This is a genomic window from Kurthia populi (assembly GCF_042686175.1).
Lineage (GTDB): Bacteria > Bacillota > Bacilli > Bacillales_A > Planococcaceae > Kurthia > Kurthia populi.
In genome coordinates this window covers 24,969-40,811 of record NZ_JBHUOR010000044.1, presented here as the reverse complement: position 1 = coordinate 40,811, position 15,843 = coordinate 24,969, and the positions used below count along the sequence as shown (strand labels likewise).

14 protein-coding genes are annotated in these 15,843 nt (G+C 40.2%); 10 read left to right on the top strand and 4 right to left on the bottom strand.

Annotated features, from left to right (window positions below):
* Nucleotides 1-125: 125 nt before the first annotated feature.
* The 4 genes from ACFSY7_RS09440 to ACFSY7_RS09425 all read left to right on the top strand — a co-directional run bounded on the left by ACFSY7_RS09440 (nt 126) and on the right by ACFSY7_RS09425 (nt 4,792).
* On the top strand, nt 126-3,302 hold the full coding sequence (locus ACFSY7_RS09440) for an efflux RND transporter permease subunit (RefSeq protein WP_380147683.1): 3,177 nt from the start codon (nt 126-128) through the stop codon (nt 3,300-3,302).
* Between the two features lie 123 nt (nt 3,303-3,425).
* Nucleotides 3,426-3,791, top strand: a complete 366-nt coding sequence (locus tag ACFSY7_RS09435) for a CidA/LrgA family protein (protein WP_380147682.1) — start codon at nt 3,426-3,428, stop codon at nt 3,789-3,791.
* Nucleotides 3,778-4,455 (top strand): LrgB family protein, encoded by a 678-nt coding sequence (locus ACFSY7_RS09430; protein ID WP_020189337.1) that lies wholly within the window; start codon nt 3,778-3,780, stop codon nt 4,453-4,455. Before ACFSY7_RS09435 ends, ACFSY7_RS09430 begins: the two co-directional genes overlap by 14 nt.
* A 43-nt stretch (nt 4,456-4,498) precedes the next feature.
* On the top strand, nt 4,499-4,792 hold the full coding sequence (locus ACFSY7_RS09425) for a UPF0223 family protein (protein WP_020189338.1): 294 nt from the start codon (nt 4,499-4,501) through the stop codon (nt 4,790-4,792).
* Between the two features lie 630 nt (nt 4,793-5,422).
* Here ACFSY7_RS09425 and ACFSY7_RS09420 read toward each other — a convergent pair.
* Nucleotides 5,423-6,052 (bottom strand): YktB family protein, encoded by a 630-nt coding sequence (locus ACFSY7_RS09420; RefSeq protein WP_126990816.1) that lies wholly within the window; start codon nt 6,050-6,052, stop codon nt 5,423-5,425.
* Nucleotides 6,053-6,195: 143 nt separating this feature from the next.
* Between ACFSY7_RS09420 and ACFSY7_RS09415 the strand changes: the two genes are divergently transcribed.
* Together ACFSY7_RS09415 and ACFSY7_RS09410 are read left to right on the top strand one after the other, a co-directional pair.
* Nucleotides 6,196-6,393, top strand: coding sequence for a hypothetical protein (locus ACFSY7_RS09415; RefSeq protein WP_020189340.1), 198 nt, complete (start codon nt 6,196-6,198; stop codon nt 6,391-6,393).
* 99 nt (nt 6,394-6,492) lie between these two features.
* The gene (locus ACFSY7_RS09410) at nt 6,493-7,287 is read left to right on the top strand and encodes an inositol monophosphatase family protein (RefSeq protein WP_380147720.1); all 795 of its coding nucleotides are present in this window, start codon (nt 6,493-6,495) and stop codon (nt 7,285-7,287) included.
* Between the two features lie 184 nt (nt 7,288-7,471).
* Here the strand turns inward: ACFSY7_RS09410 and ACFSY7_RS09405 are convergent, their stop codons facing one another.
* Nucleotides 7,472-7,657, bottom strand: a complete 186-nt coding sequence (locus ACFSY7_RS09405) for a YlaF family protein (RefSeq protein WP_380147681.1) — start codon at nt 7,655-7,657, stop codon at nt 7,472-7,474.
* 183 nt (nt 7,658-7,840) lie between these two features.
* Here ACFSY7_RS09405 and typA point away from each other — a divergent pair, with 183 nt between their 5' ends.
* Entirely contained in the window at nt 7,841-9,685 is a 1,845-nt protein-coding gene (gene typA, locus ACFSY7_RS09400; protein WP_380147680.1) for a translational GTPase TypA, read from the top strand.
* A gap of 196 nt (nt 9,686-9,881) precedes the next feature.
* Here typA and ACFSY7_RS09395 read toward each other — a convergent pair whose 3' ends face one another.
* Nucleotides 9,882-10,085, bottom strand: a complete 204-nt coding sequence (locus ACFSY7_RS09395) for a YlaI family protein (protein ID WP_380147679.1) — start codon at nt 10,083-10,085, stop codon at nt 9,882-9,884.
* 11 nt (nt 10,086-10,096) lie between these two features.
* On the bottom strand, nt 10,097-10,588 hold the full coding sequence (locus tag ACFSY7_RS09390) for a hypothetical protein (protein WP_020189345.1): 492 nt from the start codon (nt 10,586-10,588) through the stop codon (nt 10,097-10,099).
* Nucleotides 10,589-10,764: 176 nt separating this feature from the next.
* Between ACFSY7_RS09390 and ACFSY7_RS09385 the strand changes: the two genes are divergently transcribed.
* The 3 genes from ACFSY7_RS09385 (at nt 10,765) to pyc (ending at nt 15,736) form a co-directional block, all read left to right on the top strand.
* On the top strand, nt 10,765-11,046 hold the full coding sequence (locus ACFSY7_RS09385; protein ID WP_010286615.1) for a YlaN family protein: 282 nt from the start codon (nt 10,765-10,767) through the stop codon (nt 11,044-11,046).
* A gap of 63 nt (nt 11,047-11,109) precedes the next feature.
* The gene (gene ftsW / locus ACFSY7_RS09380; protein ID WP_020189346.1) at nt 11,110-12,285 is read left to right on the top strand and encodes a putative lipid II flippase FtsW; all 1,176 of its coding nucleotides are present in this window, start codon (nt 11,110-11,112) and stop codon (nt 12,283-12,285) included.
* A 13-nt stretch (nt 12,286-12,298) separates the two neighbouring features.
* Entirely contained in the window at nt 12,299-15,736 is a 3,438-nt protein-coding gene (gene pyc / locus ACFSY7_RS09375) for a pyruvate carboxylase (protein ID WP_380147678.1), read from the top strand.
* The last annotated feature ends 107 nt before the right edge of the window (nt 15,737-15,843 follow it).

The window sequence follows — 15,843 nt, the reverse complement described above, 5'->3', positions numbered from 1 at the left end:
GCAACCTCCCTTTAAAATTGACTTTTGACTATACGGTCATTACTATTAAAGTAATGACTAGTTGGTCATTATTATAATGAATGATGACCGCTTAGTCAATTATGTGAAAGAGGCGGTGTTTTACTTTGAATGGCTTTGTCAAATTTGTCCTGAAAAATAAGCTAGCAGTATGGCTCATGACAATTATTCTAGCATGTGCAGGCGTTTATTCAGGTCTAAATATGAAGAGTGAATCGATTCCGGATATTTCGGTACCGATTATTTCGGTAGCGACAGTTTATCCGGGTGCTACTCCAGAACAAGTGGAGGAAGATATATCGACCCCCTATGAAAAAGCTGTAGCAAACTTAGAAGGCGTGAAAACAGTTCAGTCTACTTCTTATTCAAATATGTCGAATATCCAAGTAGAATTCGACTACAGTACGGATATGAAAGAGGCGCGCCAAAACATCAAGGAAGCATTAGAAAAGGTCGAACTGCCTGAGACAGCGGAAAGTCCAACGATTGACCGTTTATCATTAAATGCATTCCCCGTTGTGGCACTTAGTGTGTCCTCAACAGATCAAGATATTACCGAATTAACAAAAACAGCAGAAGATTATTTACAGCCAAAAATGGAACAATTAGATGGCGTTTCTTCGGTGTCATTATCAGGTCAACAAGTGAAGAAAGTAGAGCTTGAGTTTGATGACAAAAAATTAGCGGCGAATGGCTTAACAGAGGATTCTGTGAAGCAATTTATCCAAGCGATGGATACGACAGCGCCACTAGGTATGTTTGAATTTAAAGATTCAGAGCAATCAGTTGTTGTCGACGGTAAAATGACAACATTAAAGAAATTGAAAAACTTAGAAATCCCTGTACAGCAAAGCGCAGCTTCTACACAAGCTGGCGCAGCACAAGCGGCTTCTCAAGGTCAAGCGCAACAAGCGGCTGGTGCGGAAGTACAAGCGGCAGCAGCTGCAGCGGCTCAAGCTGAGGCAGCAAAACCATCTACTGTAAAACTAAAAGACATTGCGAAAATGGAATTAGTCGGTGAAGTAGAGTCGGTTTCACGTACAAACGGGAAAGATGCGATTGCTGTTCAAGTCGTAAAAGCACAAGATGCTAACACAGTTGATGTTGTGCAAGAAGTGAAAGACGCAGCAAAAGCATTTGAAAAAGAAAATCCAGATGTCAAAATCGACGTTACCTTAGACCAAGGGGACCCAATTGAAAAATCAGTGAACACAATGCTTGAAAAAGCGTTATTTGGGGCATTAGCAGCCGTAGTTATTATTATGCTATTCCTGCGTAACATCCGTTCAACAATTATTTCGATTATCTCGATTCCATTGTCATTATTAATCGCGGTTATCTTCTTAAAAGAGATGGATATTACGCTAAATATGATGACGCTTGGTGCAATGACCGTTGCCATCGGTCGGGTTATTGATGACTCAATTGTCGTCGTCGAAAATATTTATCGTCGTCTGTATTCAAAAGATGAAAAATTAAGTGGTCGTGCATTAATCCGTTCGGCAACACTTGAAATGTTCCGCCCAATTCTAGCGTCAACAATCGTAACGGTAGCGGTATTCTTACCAATCGGTTTAGTAGGCGGTATGGTCGGCGAATTATTCTTACCATTCGCACTTACAATGGGCTTTGCGTTATTCGCATCATTACTTGTAGCGATTACCGTCGTTCCTGTACTTGCGCATTCACTATTCAAAAAGGAACTATATAAAGAGCCTGCTGAACGTGCGCATAAAAAAGAAGAGCATGGCAAAATGGCACGTGGCTACAAACGTGCTTTAAAATGGATTTTAGACCATAAATGGGTAACATCAATTGGTGCCATTGCATTATTAGTCGGTAGCTTATTTCTAGCACCACTTGTTGGCTTTAGCTTCCTACCAGATGATGAACAAAAAATGGCTTATGTGACGTATACACCAGAACCTGGTCAAACGCGCGATCAAGTCATTAAAGACATTGATAAAGCTGAAAAAATTATTAAAGACGCACCAGATGTAGAGACCATTCAAACATCAATTGGTGGCTCAAACCCAATGATGGGTGGCGGCGGTAATGGTGGTTTAGTATACATCATTTACGACCCAGACACAGAAAACTTTGCGGATAAGAAAACGGCATTAGTGAAGAAAATCCAAGCAATTGATGTACCGGGTGAATGGAAAGAACAAAACTTCACGGGCTCATCAAATAGTGAATTATCATACTCTGTCCACGGTAATACAATCGAGGACATGCGCCCAGTCATTAAAGACATGGAAGCAGTGATGAAAAAAAATAACGATTTAAAAGATGTGAAATCGTCATTATCTGAAGAGTATGATGAAAAAACATTAGTCGTAAATCAAAAACGTGCCAATGAGCTTGGTTTAACTACCGGCCAAATCGCAATGGCAATCAATCCAAATGTGCAGGCAACGACACTAACAACGATTAAAGAAGACGGTAAAACAATCGATGTTCAATTGAAAACAGCGGCAACAAGTCCTGATACATTTGAAAAAGTATTAGCTGAAAAAATTACAACACCAACTGGTGAAAAAGTGAAACTAAGCGAAGTAGTCGATGTTAAAAAAGACAAAACGCAAACAGAAATCACACGTAGCGGCGGTAAATATTACGCGACAGTAACAGCTACTGTAACGGATAAAGATATTACGGGCGTTGGCTCAGTTGTACAAAAAGAAATCGATAAAATCGATGTACCAAACGGTGTGACAATTGATGCTGGTGGTGTCACAGAAGACATCGCAAGCACATTCTCTCAACTTGGTCTTGCGATTGCGGCAGCGATTGCGATTGTTTACTTTGTACTTGTTGTAACATTTGGTGAAGGTCTTGCACCATTCTCGATTTTATTCTCATTACCATTCACTGTAATCGGTGCGCTTGTCGCATTATGGATTGCTGGTGAAACAATCAGTGTATCTTCATTAATCGGGGTACTGATGCTCGTCGGTATCGTTGTCACGAACGCCATCGTGCTGGTCGACCGTATTATCCATATGGAACATGACGGTTTATCACTACGAGAAGCGATTCTTGAAGCGGGTGCGACACGTCTACGTCCGATTCTGATGACAGCCATTGCAACGATTGCTGCATTAGTGCCACTAGCAATTGGTGGCGAGGGCGCTGGTCTTATTTCAAAAGGGATGGGGATTACGGTAATCGGTGGTTTAATTAGTTCGACGGTCTTAACATTAATCGTCGTACCACTTGTTTACGAACTGCTATCTAAATTACTGAAAAAAGATCGTGCACACGAAAACAAAGATATTTAATTTCTAAAAAAGAGGTTAGGGAAATCCTAGCCTCTTTTTTTACGTTGAAATGAGATGTTATTCATTTTCCTTTGACGAGTGCAATCGTTTGATTATACAATTGTTGGAAAAGGTGGTGGGAAAATGAAATATTTAAAAATCATCATTCAAATTTTTGTACTGTATGCATTTTGTTGGATTGGTACGGTACTCGTCGAGTGGCTACATATCCCGTTACCTGGGAGCATCATTGGCTTACTTTTATTGTTAGGGTGCTTACTAAGTGGCATTATGCCCGTAAAATTTGTCAAAGAGGGCGCGGGCTTTTTACTGCCGATTTTGACATTACTCTTTATCCCGGCAACAGTTGGTATTATGAATTATCCAGAGCTGTTATCTGGCTACGGTGTCATTCTCATTGTGATTGTGACCATTAGTACGCTTATTACGCTCGTATTAACCGGTAAGCTTGCACGGAAAATGGAGGGGAATGCACATGGTCGCGATTAGTTTTATTGCACTGACAGTTGGTATTTTTATGTTGATGACGTGGCTCTACAAGCGTTCAGGTATTTCATTTTTATTTCCGATTTTAACATCGACGATTGTATTAATTGTTGTGCTCGCACTTGCACATATTCCGTATGATACGTATATGGAAGGCGGCAAGTTTATTAATTGGCTGCTCGGGCCAGCTGTTGTCGCGATGGCTTATCCACTATATACACAGTGGGATACGATTATGAAAAATCGAAAAATCATTTTAAGTTGTGTAGGCGTTGCAATGCTAGCTGGGATGCTGACAGTGCTACTCATGGCATGGATTATGAAATTAGAAGATGCGGTAATGCTTAGCTATTTACCAAAATCCATTACATCACCAGTGGCACTACAAATTAGTGCGATGATTGGTGGCATTCCACAGTTTACGGTATTTTTCGTTATTGTGGCCGGCATTGTAGGCGCGATTTGTGGCCCACTTTGTTACCGACTGTTTAACATTGATACACCTGTTAGTCGCGGTGTATCGATGGGGAGTGCCTCGCATGGCATTGGGGTGAGTAAGCTGACAGAATATGGTGAGCAAACGCTCTCGATTGGCTCGGTATCGATGACGCTGAGTGCCATTTTAGGTGCGGTTCTTTGTCCGTTTGTTGCTTGGTTGCTATTTTAACGTGTACAATAGCAGTACAACGTTAAAAAAGGTAGGGAACTTTATGGAATATTCATATCCATTTTCACTCGAATGGTCATCACAAGAAATCGTCGACGTCATCGCTTTTTTCCAAGCAATTGAAAAAGCATACGAAACGGGCGTAAAGCGCGAGGTCGTTCTTGCAACGTATCGTCGCTTCAAAGAAATTGTACCGGCAATGTCTGAAGAAAAAACATATTGCCGCGAATTTGAAAAAGATAGTGGCTATACCGCTTATACAATTGTGAAAAAAGCAAAAGAGGCACCAGCAAAAGCGATTATTAAAGGCGAACCAAAAGGTAATAAACGTAAATAACGACAAAAAAAATTCGACGCCCATCATTTTTTGATGCGACGTCGAATTTTTTTATGTTATTAGAAATCGCTGATTATGCCAGAAAGCGTGTTTTGGATACGACATATTTTTCATTAAGCGACAACACTAAGTGAATAGGCTGACTGAATTTCATTTTTTTGCGCTCGATAGGACGTCGTGACAAATAGTTAGCAAAGAAATCTTAAAAAAATACGATACTTTTGCATAGCAATTCTAAAAAAATGGGTGAAAACTAACCGTTAGAGGTCGATTTTTCACCCGATTCATCATTTTTCCGGCTTGAAATAAGAAGCTGGCAGCGAGAAAGATAAAAAAAGCAGTGTATCGTCAAATCGTTCAAAATGAATCGCTAAGGGGCATTTTTTGTTCATTTTTGAACATAAGGCTTACTAAAGTTTTATAAAAATCAGTTCATGTTTTAGTAATCATTTTTGAAAAATGAACTTGGGCATACATAATTAATAACTGACTAAGGCTTCTGTCTTACAGATGACACATATTCAAAAATATGTCGTATCTAAAAGACGCTTCTTGGGCGAATGACGTATTTTTAAAAATGAAAAAGCCGTGACACATTGAAAAATAGAATGTGTTACGGCTTATAATTTATTAACGATTTAACATGGTTTTATAAATTGGTAGTAGAGCATTGAATGTATCTTCTACGACTTGATGAAATGCTTTTGGTAATAATGCGACGGTTTCCTCACGTGATAATGTGCGCCCAACGATGAATTCACCTTTTTTCACATTTTGTAGACGTGTTAATAATTTTTCTACATCGCCATTTGCGATGGCTTCACTAATATTTTGCGTCACAGGAGACATATGATCACCGGCAACGTAGAAATTCTCTGGTAATGCATCAAAAAGTTCTGGCTTCGCTAAAAGACGTGCAGCCATAGCATCTTTTTGTGGTGCCTCGTAAATCACAGCTAAGTTGATGAATAGATGGCTTTCAAATAAACCAATTTGGAAATGAGGCATCGCTTTATAGCCGCGTTTATTTGGCGCAAATGCCACCCAGCTATCATGCGGTGGGTTGACTGTACGACGTGCGTGCTTTGCGACATGCGCAAAAAATTCTTCGCCAAGCTCGACGGTGAAATAATGTGAGAATTCCTCACCCAGCTCATTAAATTTTGGGCGAACTTGCTCGATTAATGCTTCCATTCGAGGTTCTAAACCATCGATTGTAAAAACGTCAAAATCTTTTGTTGTCCATTGAACAGTTGTCATAAAAAAACTCCTTCAAAAATAATTATATGTTTATTTTAGAGTAAATGTGGGAAAATTTCTTGTACAAGAGCTTAGCAACGTTTAGAACATGCAAAACTTAAAAAAGTTCTTGATGACCGCCTATTAATAAGGAGATGATCAAGATGAAACAAGTTATGAATATTGTACGTAAAACGGATTATGAACGTAAATATGTGAATGGCTTAAAGCTCGAGTTAGACTATGAATTAGCGACGTTATTTGATGCGATGAATGACCACGACGAGCAAAAAATAGCGGCTAGTAAGGCACGCTTGAGTGAAATCCACTCAGAATTGGAGGCCCTGCATGCGCTGGCTTAGAACTCGTCTGAAAATTGACCTATAAGACACCTAGCTAACGAAGTGAGTAGCGGGTGTTTTTTTGTTATACTAAGAAAAAAGTGAGAAGGGGTGGCGTTGATGGATAGACAGGCCTTGCACGACTATACGTTAACAATCATTAAAGAGGCAGGGGAACGAATTCGTAAGTCGTTTTTTGAAACGATGTACATCGAAACGAAATCAGATGCCAATGATTTAGTAACGAATATTGATAAAGAAACAGAAGCATTTATCGTTAAAAAAATTCATGCGTATGATGAATCTTTCCGTATTTTAGGTGAAGAAGGGATGGCAGAGGAAGAGATTTCATCGCTTGAAGGGGTTGTCTGGATGGTTGACCCGATTGATGGCACGATGAATTTTGTACGTCAACGTCGTAACTTTGCGATTTCGATTGCGATTTATGTCGATGGTGTCGGACAGGCAGGATACATATATGATGTTGTAGCGGATGAGCTTTATTTTGCACTAAAAGGACAAGGTGCATACATGAACGGGCAGCGTCTAAGCCCCCTTGAAGCCTTGCCATTAAATGAAGCCATTGTTGGTATTAATGCTGTATGGGCGACACCAAATCCAAGCGTTGAGCATGAAGGAATTATTAAGCTAATTCATACATTACGTGGCACGCGTTCCCTTGGCTCAGCAACGCTTGAAATCGTTGCAGTGGCAACAGGGAGAATGGATGCCTATCTATCTTTTCGCTTATCACCTTGGGACATTGCAGCGGGCATTATTATTGCGCAGGAGGTCGGTGCCGTTTCATCAACACTCGATTTGAATGCCGTAAACCTTTTAAATCAGGATACATTTATTGTTGCAAATCCAAGCATTCATAAAGAACTTGTAGGCGATTACATTACGCTAAAATAAAGGAAAGACAGCGTGTTTGGTAAGTATTACCAGCGCTGTCTTTTATATTTTTTTGTAAAAAATTGAGCAACTCTATTGTATAAAAAGGCTTGTCAGTGCTACTATAAAACTTGTGAAAAATGTTGGCGACCTATAATGTATTAAAAAAATGCACATTCGCTTGAATGTGCATCTTTTTAAAAGATTATAGTAGACCGCGTTCACGGAATTTGCGTTTTAAGCTAAATGCATATCCGAACACTGCGATTACAAGCACGATGCCTAGGATAACGCCGAAAACGCTTTTCTCTGCAACTGCGACGCCAATTGAACACATAGAAAGAACACCTGCAAGTGCTAGGACCATCATAACTAATTTTGCTTTATTCATTATTAGTGAAACCTCCAATTGTGGATTCTTCCTTTATTGTGAAACGAAATACGTTTTTTCGCAAGGTTTTCGAATTATAATTTACAAAAAAATTGATACGAGCCATAAAAAATCGCCAAATAAGATGAATTGTGCTATAATAACACAGTTATGGACTCGAAATAAAAAAAGTGGAGTGGAACAATGACTAACTTACGTGAAGATTTAAGAAACATTGCAATTATTGCCCACGTCGACCATGGTAAAACAACTTTAGTCGACCAATTATTAAAACAATCAGGTACATTCCGTTCAAACGAACATGTTGAAGAACGCGCAATGGACTCTAATGATATCGAACGTGAACGTGGTATTACAATCTTAGCTAAAAATACTGCTGTACACTATGGCGATACAAAAATCAACATCCTTGATACACCTGGACACGCCGATTTCGGTGGTGAAGTAGAACGTATCTTAAAAATGGTTGATGGCGTATTACTAGTTGTCGATGCATATGAAGGTTGTATGCCTCAAACTCGTTTCGTACTGAAAAAAGCTTTAGAACAAGGCTTAACACCAATCGTAGTAGTAAACAAAGTCGATAAAGATTCAGCTCGTCCAGAAGAAGTAGTTGATGAAGTGTTAGACTTATTAATCGAACTTGGCGCAGACGAAGATCAATTAGACTTCCCAGTAGTATACGCTTCAGGCGTAAACGGTACTGCATCTCTTGATCCAAACCCAGCGAACCAAGAAGAAAACATGAAATGCTTATTCGAAAAAATTATCGAACATATTCCAGCACCAGAAGATACTCGCGACGAACCATTACAATTCCAAGTAGCATTACTTGATTATAATGACTTCTTAGGCCGTATCGGTATTGGCCGTGTATTCCGCGGTAAAATCTCTGTTGGTCAATCGGTAACACTTTCTAAATTAGATGGCACAACGAAAAACTTCCGTGTAACAAAAATCTTCGGTTTCTTCGGTTTAAAACGTGAAGAAATTCAAGAAGCTGTATCTGGTGATTTAATCGCCGTTTCAGGTATGGAAGAAATCAACGTTGGTGAAACTGTGTGTCCACAAGACCACGTAGATCCACTACCACCAATGCGTATTGACGAACCAACTCTTCAAATGACATTCTTAGTAAATAACTCTCCATTCGCAGGTCGCGAAGGTAAATGGGTTACTTCTCGTAAAATTGAAGAACGCTTAACTGCACAATTACAAACGGACGTATCTTTACGTGTAGATCCAACTGATTCTCCAGATGCATGGACTGTATCTGGTCGTGGGGAACTTCACCTTTCAATCTTAGTTGAAAACATGCGTCGTGAAGGTTACGAACTACAAGTTTCTAAACCAAAAGTTATCATCCGTGAAATCGACGGCGTGAAATGTGAACCAGTAGAACGCGTTCAAATTGACGTTCCTGAAGATTCACTAGGTTCAATCATTGAATCATTAAACGAACGTAAAGGTGAAATGGTTGATATGATCAACGATGGTACTGGTCAAGTTCGTTTAATCTTCATGGTACCTGCTCGTGGCTTAATCGGTTACACAACTGAATTCATGTCTCTAACTAAAGGTTTCGGTATCATCAACCACACATTCGACTCTTACAAACCAGCAGTAGCTGGTCGTGTAGGTGGCCGTCGTAATGGTGCTTTAGTTTCTATGGAAACAGGTAAAGCTACTACTTACGGTATGATGCAAATTGAAGACCGTGGTACTCTATTCTTAGAACCAGGTGCTGAAATTTACGAAGGTATGATTGTTGGTCAAAATACTCGTGATAATGATATCACTGTAAACATTACGAAAATGAAAGCTAAAACGAATGTTCGTTCTTCTAACAAAGACCAAACAAACGTTATCAAAGCGCCAAAAATCCTAACTCTTGAAGAAGCGTTAGAATTCTTAGATGAAGATGAGTACTTAGAAGTAACTCCTGAATCTATTCGTTTACGTAAACAAATCTTAAACAAAAACGAACGTGAAAAAGTTTCTAAAAAACACCGCGCGTCAGATAAATAATTTGTCGTGTTAAAAAGGGGTCTAGCAATTGCTAGACCTTTTTTGTTGCATAAAAACGAGGATGGAACAAAATACTTTATTGTCCTTTTTTAGCGTTCGCAACGAAAAAACGGAACCGCGCCACCGCGCGATTCCGTTTTTTCTTATGCTCATATAAGAGGGTGTTGTTACACGTGTGTCACAGCCTCTTTATGCATTAAAACTCCTCTTCGACGCTATGATTCCCACGGCGGAATTCAAAATTATCTGTTTCAAGGCGTTTTAATGTTTTTTCCGTTACGCGCTCGTAGCACTCATCACACATATAGGTATGAATTGGGCGATTGCGTAACTTTTTTGCTTCCGGTGAAAAGTCCGGAATTTCATGGATTTCATCACAAATAACGCATTGTACGCGCATGTAACTTCCTCCTAACGTACGTCGATGCGAACGATTCCTTGAATTGGCTCGTTTTTACCATCGGCGTCTAAGATGTATACAGGACCATTTTCAAGCATGCTACCATCTTGGCTAAATTTGAATAGCAATGTATTCGCTTCATCTAATGAATAAACGTATTCAGTACCTTGTACATCGATAAAAGCGACTTGAGAAGCTGCTGCTTTTGGCTCTGCATTTTTTAAGAATAAGCTTACTGGCATTGCAAAAGTACCTGTACGCATTTCTTTGTGCGAATATTTTTTTTCTGTTTGTAGTGTTGGAGGGAATACGGCGCCTTCCATGATTTCGCGAGACCAGAATTTGCTCGCTTCTTTCACATATTTTTCATCGGGATCAACCTCGATATGTTCTGCTGTAAAGTATGTGTTTAAATCAAGTTTACGGTCGTCGAAAATCCATGTGCTGGCATCGAGTGTAATCGCAAAATTGACGTTTCCTGTAATTTGGATAATAGTGTCCATTGTTGTTGCCTCCTTGACATAATGTTCCACCTAACAGTATAACCTTTTTTCTAATTGTTGAGGAAAGATTTTGATTGAATCGTAAATTTGCTAGTAGATGCTTGCATTTTTCCATTGTAAAAGCTAAAATCTATATGATAGAACGATAAGAAATATCAGGTAATGGGGGCGTCCTCATGGATACAAAATCTCAAAGTTCGTATCAGGAGAAGGCATTAGAACTCCTAATTGCCGATGCGGATAAAATTGCACAACTTATTCGAGTACAAATGGAAAACTTAACAATGCCACAGTGTCCATTGTACGAGGAAGTTTTAGATACTCAAATGTTCGGCTTATCTCGAGAAATCGATTTTGCTGTTAAATTGGGTCTTTTAGAGCGCGAAAAAGGCCGTGAAATTCTTGATTCATTAGAGAAAGAATTATCGGCGTTACATGATGCGTTCACGAAGAAATAAGACGAAAAACTCAAACACTTTGTTTGAGTTTTTTTGCTTAATTGGTCAGTGAGGGTTGGTAAAATGAAAAAAATGGTAAAAAATATCTTTAAAAATTTCGATTATCCATTATTTGTTACATATACTTTGCTATGTTTGTTTGGACTTGTTATGATTTATAGTGCGAGCATGGTTTGGGCAGTTGAAAAGCTTCATGCAGCACCAAATTATTATTTTGTGCGTCAACTAATTAATCTATTGATTGCTTTTGCAGCATTTTTTGTTGTGACGGCGATTCCTTATCAGCATTATAAGAAGAAGAAGTGGTACACGATTATTTTATTCGTTACATTTGCGCTTTTACTTCTTGTAAAAGTTATTGGGGTTGCGCCAGGGAACTCGGGAGCAAAAAGTTGGATTAGTTTAGGCTTTATGAATGTTCAACCATCGGAAGTTGCAAAGCTTGCCTTTATCATTTACTTTGCCGGAATTTTAAAGCGTAAAGAAGAACAGAAATTATTAAATAGCTTCACCGCAGGCTATTTACCACCGTTTCTTGCGTTAGGGGCCGCAGTTATTCTTATTTTAGGCGAGCCTGATTTTGGTAATGGGATGATGGTACTTTGTATCGCATTGTCTGTTGTCGTAACGAGTGGTATTCGACCAAAGACTTTTTTCCGCATTGCGGCACCGTTATTTGCACTAGGGGCGATTTTTGTCGTAATGGTATTAAAATTCCCAGAACTATTTGTCAGTGGGAAGCGTATTGGTCGTATTTCTGCATTTTTAAATCCGTTTGAGGATGAGCAAAACTACGGCTATCAAATCGTTAACGGTTATTATGCCATTGGTGCAGGTGGTCTAAAAGGTGTAGGTCTTGGGAATTCCGTTCAAAAGCTCGGGTATTTGCCAGAGCCCCAAACGGATTTCATCGTACCGATTATTGCAGAAGAGCTTGGGATTATTGGCGTCATGATTGTCCTAGGTGGGTTATTCTTTTTAATCGCACGTATTTTAATCATTGGTATTCGTTCTTCAGACAGTATGGCTCGTATGATTTGCACAGGTGTGGCAACATGGATTGGCCTTCAAACATTCGTCAATATTGGCGGACTTGCAGGGCTGATCCCGTTAACAGGGGTGCCGATTCCATTCATTAGTTATGGTGGGACATCGATTCTACTGTTATCGATTGCGTTAGGTGTTGTCGCCAATATTTCAAAAAATGTAAAATCCAAGCATTTAAAACGACAAGCTTAGGGGGAATTTGTTTATGTCAATAAACAAAATTTTAGTAGCGAACCGCGGAGAGATTGCAATCCGCGTGTTCCGTGCATGTACAGAAATGAAGATACACACTGTTGCGATTTATTCACGTGAAGATAGCGGTTCTTATCACCGCTATAAAGCAGATGAAGCTTATCTCGTTGGGGACGGGAAGAAGCCGATTGATGCTTATTTAGATATAGAAGATATTTTGCGTATTGCAAAAGAGTCAGGGGCAGATGCTATTCACCCTGGCTACGGTTTTTTATCAGAAAATTTGGAATTTGCGAAGCGTTGTGAGGAAGAGGGCATTATTTTTATTGGTCCTAAGCCACAGCATTTAGATATGTTCGGTGATAAGGTAAAAGCACGCGAACAGGCTATTTTAGCGAATATTCCAGTCATTCCAGGAACGGACGGGCCAGTCGATTCACTTGATGAAGTGAAGGCGTTTGGGGAAACGCACGGCTATCCATTGATGATCAAAGCAGCACTTGGTGGCGGCGGTCGTGGGATGCGAGTAGTACATAATGCAGAGGAAGTGCAGTCAGCATATGAACGTGCGAAGTCAGAAGCAAAAGCTGCGTTCGGTTCTGATGAAGTGTACGTTGAAAAATTCGTTGATAAACCAAAGCATATTGAGGTGCAAATTTTAGGGGATACACAAGGGAATCTTGTGCATCTTTATGAGCGTGATTGCTCGATTCAACGTCGTCACCAAAAGGTCGTTGAAATTGCGCCATCAAATGCATTATCAGCAGAGCTACGTGGTCGCATTTGTGATGCTGCCGTAAAATTAATGAAAAATGTTGCATACGTTAATGCTGGTACGGTCGAGTTTTTAGTAGCAGACGATGCGTTTTACTTTATTGAAGTAAATCCACGTGTGCAAGTAGAGCATACAATTACCGAGATGGTGACTGGTATTGATATTGTGCACGCACAAATTAATATCGCAGCAGGTCATACCTTACATGATGAGATAACAAATATTCCATTACAGGAAAATATTCCATTAGATGGCTTTGCGATTCAATCACGTATTACGACGGAAGACCCGGCAAATGATTTCATGCCTGATACCGGCCGGTTAAGTGTCTATCGTTCAAGTGGTGGCTTTGGGGTACGTTTGGATGCCGGTAATGGCTTCCAGGGTGCGGTCATTTCGCCGCACTATGATTCATTGCTTGTGAAGTTATGTACGTGGGGCAATACATTTGAGGAATCGGCTCAAAAAATGGATCGTAACTTACAGGAATTCCGTATTCGTGGTGTGAAAACGAATATTCCATTCCTTGAAAATGTCGTGCGTCATAAGGACTTCATTAGTGGTGACTTTAATACGAGCTTTATCGATGCCAATCCAGAGCTATTAAAATTCCGTGTGCCGCGTGACCGTGGTACGAAATTACTGAGCTATATTGGTAACGTAACGGTAAACGGCTTCCCAGGTATCGAATCACAAACGAAGCCGATTTATCCGAAGCCACATAAGCCGAATTTAAAAGTGTATCAGTCAATTCCGGCGGGTACGAAGCAAATTTTAGATGAACGTGGCCCAGAAGGTTTAGCGAAATGGATTACCGAGCAAGACGATGTGCTATTAACGGATACGACAATGCGTGATGCCCATCAATCACTACTTGCGACGCGTGTTCGTTCACATGATATGTACGAGATTGCAGACGCCACAGCGAAAATTATGGGGGGCGATTTCTTCTCACTTGAAATGTGGGGTGGCGCAACGTTTGACGTGGCGTATCGCTTCTTAAAAGAGGACCCGTGGCAGCGTCTACGCTTCCTACGTCAGTTGATTCCTAATACATTATTCCAAATGCTTCTACGCGGTGCCAATGCAGTCGGTTACACGAACTACCCAGATAGCGTCATTAAAGAGTTCGTTCGTGAGGCAGCAAAAGAGGGCATTGATGTGTTCCGTATTTTTGATAGCCTAAACTGGTTACCAGGGATGCAAGTAGCGATTGATGCGGCGCGTGATGCAGGAAAAGTCGCAGAGGCAACGCTATGCTATGCAGGTGATATTTTAGATGATAGCCGTTCAAAATATACGCTAGCATACTACAAGAAAATGGCGAAGGAATTAGAAAATGCTGGTGCCAATATTATCGCGATTAAAGATATGGCGGGTCTTTTAAAACCGAATGCAGCCTATGCGCTTGTAAGTGAATTAAAAGAGGCGACAGACCTTCCAATTCACTTGCATACGCATGATACGAGTGGCAATGGGATTTACTTATATGCGAAGGCCATTGAAGCGGGTGTCGATATTATCGATACGGCTGTCGGCTCGATGTCAGGCTTAACTTCTCAACCGAGTGCGAACAGCTTATACTACGCATTAAAAGGCAGTGAGCGTAATCTTCGTATGGATATTGATGGTGTCGAAAAAATTTCATACTACTGGGAAGATATTCGTAAATACTATAAAGATTTCGAAAGTGGCATGAATAGTCCACATTCAGAAATTTATGTGCATGAGATGCCAGGTGGCCAGTATTCAAATCTTCAACAGCAGGCAAAAGGTGTAGGTCTTGGAGACCGCTGGGAAGAAGTGAAAACGATGTATTCACGCGTCAACATGCTATTTGGTGACATCATCAAAGTAACGCCTTCATCAAAAGTTGTTGGAGATATGGCGCTATTCATGGTACAAAATGATTTGGATGAGCAAACAGTGATTACGCGCGGGGAAACATTAAGCTTCCCGGATTCTGTGATTGAGTTCTTCCAAGGCTATTTAGGTCAGCCATATGGTGGTTTCCCGAAAGAACTTCAAAAAGTTGTCTTAAAAGATCGTGAAGCGATTACAGTGCGCCCAGGTGAATTACTAGAAGATATTGATATCGAGGCACGTCGTAATGAATTAAGCAAAAAATACGACCGCATGATGACGACGCAGGATGCACTTGCTCATGTGTTATATCCGAAAGTATTTGAAGAATATATGAAGACATTTGATTTATTTGAAAATGTCTCTGTACTTGACACGCCGACGTTTTTACATGGTTTACGTCTAGGCGAAGAAATCGAAGTTGTGATTGAAAAAGGGAAAACATTAATTATTAAATTAGTGGCGATTGGTGAGCCACAGCATAATGGTACGCGTGTCGTGTACTTTGAGCTGAACGGTCAGCCTCGTGAAATTACAGTACAAGATTTAACGGTGGAAGTATCAGGTGATGCGAAGCGTAAAACAGACCCGACAGATGCCAATCAAATCGGGGCGACGATGCCAGGGACTGTTCTAAAAGTAGTTGTGTCAAAAGGCAGCCCAGTAAAACGCGGGGAGCATTTACTAATTACAGAAGCGATGAAAATGGAAACGACGGTTCAGGCGCCAAAAGATGGTACGATTAAAGAAATTTACGTAGCAGCAGGCGATGCGATTTCAACAGGTGATTTACTAATTGAAATGGAAGATTAGCCGTTTCTAAATCGAGGGCAGGCCTAAATGGCTGTCCTCGTTTTTTTGTTCACGATTTATCCATGCCATTTTCTAGGGAGTATTGTTATAATGGGGAAGAATTAATC

Excerpts from the sequence above, each read along its gene's own strand:
- typA (WP_380147680.1), top strand. The coding sequence starts at position 7,841 with ATGACTAACTTACGTGAAGATTTAAGAAACATTGCAATTATTGCCCAC.
- ACFSY7_RS09430 (WP_020189337.1), top strand. The coding sequence starts at position 3,778 with ATGGTCGCGATTAGTTTTATTGCACTGACAGTTGGTATTTTTATGTTG.
- ACFSY7_RS09425 (WP_020189338.1), top strand. The coding sequence starts at position 4,499 with ATGGAATATTCATATCCATTTTCACTCGAATGGTCATCACAAGAAATC.
- ftsW (WP_020189346.1), top strand. The coding sequence starts at position 11,110 with ATGAAAAAAATGGTAAAAAATATCTTTAAAAATTTCGATTATCCATTA.
- ACFSY7_RS09420 (WP_126990816.1), bottom strand. The coding sequence starts at position 6,052 with ATGACAACTGTTCAATGGACAACAAAAGATTTTGACGTTTTTACAATC.
- ACFSY7_RS09390 (WP_020189345.1), bottom strand. The coding sequence starts at position 10,588 with ATGGACACTATTATCCAAATTACAGGAAACGTCAATTTTGCGATTACA.
- ACFSY7_RS09395 (WP_380147679.1), bottom strand. The coding sequence starts at position 10,085 with ATGCGCGTACAATGCGTTATTTGTGATGAAATCCATGAAATTCCGGAC.
- ACFSY7_RS09385 (WP_010286615.1), top strand. The coding sequence starts at position 10,765 with ATGGATACAAAATCTCAAAGTTCGTATCAGGAGAAGGCATTAGAACTC.
- ACFSY7_RS09435 (WP_380147682.1), top strand. The coding sequence starts at position 3,426 with ATGAAATATTTAAAAATCATCATTCAAATTTTTGTACTGTATGCATTT.
- ACFSY7_RS09415 (WP_020189340.1), top strand. The coding sequence starts at position 6,196 with ATGAAACAAGTTATGAATATTGTACGTAAAACGGATTATGAACGTAAA.
- ACFSY7_RS09410 (WP_380147720.1), top strand. The coding sequence starts at position 6,493 with ATGGATAGACAGGCCTTGCACGACTATACGTTAACAATCATTAAAGAG.
- pyc (WP_380147678.1), top strand. The coding sequence starts at position 12,299 with ATGTCAATAAACAAAATTTTAGTAGCGAACCGCGGAGAGATTGCAATC.
- ACFSY7_RS09405 (WP_380147681.1), bottom strand. The coding sequence starts at position 7,657 with ATGAATAAAGCAAAATTAGTTATGATGGTCCTAGCACTTGCAGGTGTT.